The following is a 3,140-nucleotide window of genomic DNA, read 5'->3' on the forward strand; positions in this document are numbered from 1 at the left end:
GACGCCAGGCCTGGATGTTCGGGTAGTCCGCCAGGTCCTGGCCTTGGCGCAGGGGCTGGATCCACGGGAAGATCGCCATGTCGGCCACCGAGTATTCGCCCGCCACATACGGCACCTCCGCCAGGCGCTGCTCCAGCACCCGATACAGGCGCGTGGCTTCGGCGTTCAGCAGGTCCAGGGCAAAGGGAATCGGTTCCGGGGCCTTCTCCTTGAACAGCTGCAACTGGCTCAGGTACGGGGTGATATGCCCTACCTGCCAGAACAGCCATTCCTGGACCTTCTGGCGCTCGGCGGTGCCGGCGGGCGGCAGGAAGCGCCCGGCCTTGTCCGCCAGGTAGTTCAGGATCGCCCCGGACTCGAACAGGCTCAGGGGTGCTTCAAGGCGGTGGTCGACAATCGCCGGAATCCGCCCATTGGCGCTGATGCGCTGGAAGCTTTCCTGCTTCTGCGCGCCTTCGCGGATGTTGACCGGAATCAGGCGGTACTCCGCCTCCAGCTCTTCCAGCAGGATGCCGACTTTCAGGCCGTTGCCCGTAGGCCAGTAATACAGATCAATCATAAAAAACCCTGGATGAACGCTGATCCAATTGTGGGAGCGGGCTTGCTCGCGAATGCGGTGTGTCAGCCAATGAATGCGTTTCTGACCCACCGCATTCGCGAGCAAGCCCGCTCCCACATTTGATGTGTGTTGTGCTCAGGAATAGGCCCGGATTGAAGGCGCCATCTGCGAGGCGTTGTAGTTGAGGATCCGGCCGTCTGCTTCAACGCCATAACGGCCATTGAGGGATTCCAGCGGCAAGCCGTACAGGTGGAAATGCAAGGTCGCCTGCTCACCCTCAACGCGAATCCCGTGCAGGTCTTCACCGAGGAACGAGATAGAGGTGCCCGGCTGCACGACGACTTCTTTCTCAAGGGTCAGGGTGGTGAAGCCTTCCTCACGCCCTTCATCGTTGCGGCCATACACGTAGTTGATTTCCTGGCCTTCAACGGCACTGATGATCGCCCAGGTTTCGTGGTTGTGCGGGAGGGTGCTTTTGCCCGGCAGCAACGAGTTCAGGTACAGGGTGGGCGTGTCGCCGTCGTCGTTCAGGCGATAGCGGAACGCGGTACTGCCCTGCCCCGGCACTGGCGCGGGGAATTCGTTGAAGTTGAACAGGTCCCGGCGCTCGGCCAGGGTTTCCAGCAGCCCGACAATTTCCACCAGGGCCGCGCGGTCTACGCCACGCTGGTTGATGACGCGGATCTGCTGCAGGAAGTCTTCGATAACGGCGGCACGGTTTGCGGTACTCATGACGAGGTTCCTCTTGTTAGACAGACAGGGTGTAGCGGCTCAGGTTGGTCAACAGGTACGGATCGTTGGCGGTCGGTGGCCGGCGGCCGGGATCGCCCAAGGCATGGCGCAGGAATTCCTGGGTCCGTTCACTGGTGGGGCGCTGGAAGATCTGCTCGGCGCTGCCGTGCTCGACGATCACGCCGTTTTCGGTGAAATAGACGATGTCGCTGATCTCTTCGGCAAAGCGCATTTCGTGGGTCACCAGCACGCAGGTCATGCCTTCTTCGGTCAGCTCGCGAATCACCGTCAGTACTTCACCGACGGTTTCCGGGTCCAGGGCCGAGGTCACTTCATCGAACAGGATCAGCTCGGGGCGCATCGCCAACGCCCGGGCAATCGCCACCCGCTGCTGTTGGCCGCCGGACAATTGGCCCGGATAGGCATCGGCCTTGTGCTCCATGCGCACCTTGGCCAACAGCGCCCGGGCATCTTTCTCGGCATCGGCACGGTTGCGACCGAGCACCTTGCGCGGGGCGATCACCAGGTTTTCCAGCACGGACAAATGCGGGAACAGGTTGTATTGCTGGAATACAAAACCCACACGCTTGCGCAACTCGATGCGCTGCGCTTCCTGGGTCAGCGTATCGACCCGGGTTTCGCCCACGCGAATGGTGCCGCGCTGAGGCTGCAACAGGCCGGTGATGCAACGCAGGATGGTCGACTTGCCCGAGCCCGACGGGCCGATGATCGACACCGCCTGGCCGCGATGCACGTCGAGGTCGATGCCCTTGAGCACCCGGTTGTCACCGAACGACAGCTGCAAATCCCGCAGGCTGACCAGGGGTTCAATAGAAGGCATAACGGCGCTCCAGGCGTTGGGTCAAACGGGAAATCGGGTAGCAGTAGGCGAAGAACAGGACCAACAGGCTGAGGTAGATCACCACGGTAAAGCCGGTCATGTTCACGGTGTTGCTGGCGATCTGTGCGGTATCGATCACGTCGTGCACGCCCACCAGCGACGCCAGGGCGGTGCCCATGGTGACCACCGCGTAGAGGTTCATCCACGGCGGCAACATGCGCTTGAAGCACTGGGGCAGAATGATCGAGCTGAATATCTGGCCGCGGGTAAATGCCAGCGAGCGCGCCGCTTCCCATTGGGTGCTGGGGATCGAGCCGATGGCGCCGCGAAAGATCTCCGCCACGTTGGCGCTGGCCGGCAATGCCAGGCCAATCGTCACCTTGACCCAGTCCGGGAACGACACGTAGCTGCTGCCGATATGGATCTCGAACGGGAACACGTAGGTGGTGAAATAGATCAGCACCAGCCACGGTGCATTGCGGAAAACCTGCACCCAGATCCGCGCGGGCAACCGCAGCAGGCGCAACGGCGACAGGGCCAACGCGCCCACCATCAGGCCCAGCAGCGAGCCGAGACCAATCGCCACCAGGCTGATCAGGATGTTCTGGCCGAAACCAGTCACCAGCGCCGGCGACCATTGCAGCAACGCCGACAGCACCGGGAATGAATCAATGGCCATAGCCGGGCATCCTCAGGCGCGCTTCCAGCCAGCGCCCCACACAATTGACGGTAAAACTCAGCAAGCCGAAAAAGCTCAGGATCAGAATCATCAGCTCCAGCACGTTGTCGCTCTGGGTCCAGATCATGATCGAGGCGTAGGTGATATCGCCCACGGCGATGGCCGAGGCCACGGCGGTCATTTTCACCAGGTCGATCAGGTTGTTGATCAGCGACGGCAGCGCGAAACGCAGGGCCAACGGCAACTGCACATTCCACAGCAATTGCCGGCTGCTGAAGGCCAGGGAGCTGGCGGCTTCCAGGGTCACGGCGGGCACCGCCTCGATGCCG

At 62.0% G+C, this 3,140-nt stretch carries 5 protein-coding genes; all 5 read right to left on the reverse strand.

Annotated features, from left to right (window positions below; all coding sequences use genetic code 11):
- Nucleotides 1-559: glutathione S-transferase N-terminal domain-containing protein (locus HX846_RS17805; protein ID WP_178965811.1), on the reverse strand; the 559-nt coding region annotated here is incomplete at its 3' end.
- Nucleotides 560-694: 135 nt separating this feature from the next.
- Complete coding sequence (locus HX846_RS17810) at nt 695-1,291, reverse strand: cysteine dioxygenase (protein ID WP_178965812.1); 597 nt, start codon at nt 1,289-1,291, stop codon at nt 695-697.
- A gap of 16 nt (nt 1,292-1,307) precedes the next feature.
- The gene (locus HX846_RS17815) at nt 1,308-2,132 is read right to left on the reverse strand and encodes an amino acid ABC transporter ATP-binding protein (RefSeq protein ID WP_178965813.1); all 825 of its coding nucleotides are present in this window, start codon (nt 2,130-2,132) and stop codon (nt 1,308-1,310) included.
- Complete coding sequence (locus HX846_RS17820) at nt 2,119-2,811, reverse strand: amino acid ABC transporter permease (protein ID WP_003207487.1); 693 nt, start codon at nt 2,809-2,811, stop codon at nt 2,119-2,121. Before HX846_RS17820 ends, HX846_RS17815 begins: the two co-directional genes overlap by 14 nt.
- The coding region (locus tag HX846_RS17825) for an ABC transporter permease subunit (RefSeq protein ID WP_178965814.1) at nt 2,801-3,140 on the reverse strand (340 nt) is incomplete at its 5' end. The genes HX846_RS17825 and HX846_RS17820, both read right to left, overlap by 11 nt.

The organism is Pseudomonas sp. K5002, assembly GCF_013386655.1.
Taxonomy (GTDB): domain Bacteria; phylum Pseudomonadota; class Gammaproteobacteria; order Pseudomonadales; family Pseudomonadaceae; genus Aquipseudomonas.

Excerpts from the sequence above, each read along its gene's own strand:
- HX846_RS17820 (WP_003207487.1), bottom strand. The coding sequence starts at position 2,811 with ATGGCCATTGATTCATTCCCGGTGCTGTCGGCGTTGCTGCAATGGTCG.
- HX846_RS17810 (WP_178965812.1), bottom strand. The coding sequence starts at position 1,291 with ATGAGTACCGCAAACCGTGCCGCCGTTATCGAAGACTTCCTGCAGCAG.
- HX846_RS17815 (WP_178965813.1), bottom strand. The coding sequence starts at position 2,132 with ATGCCTTCTATTGAACCCCTGGTCAGCCTGCGGGATTTGCAGCTGTCG.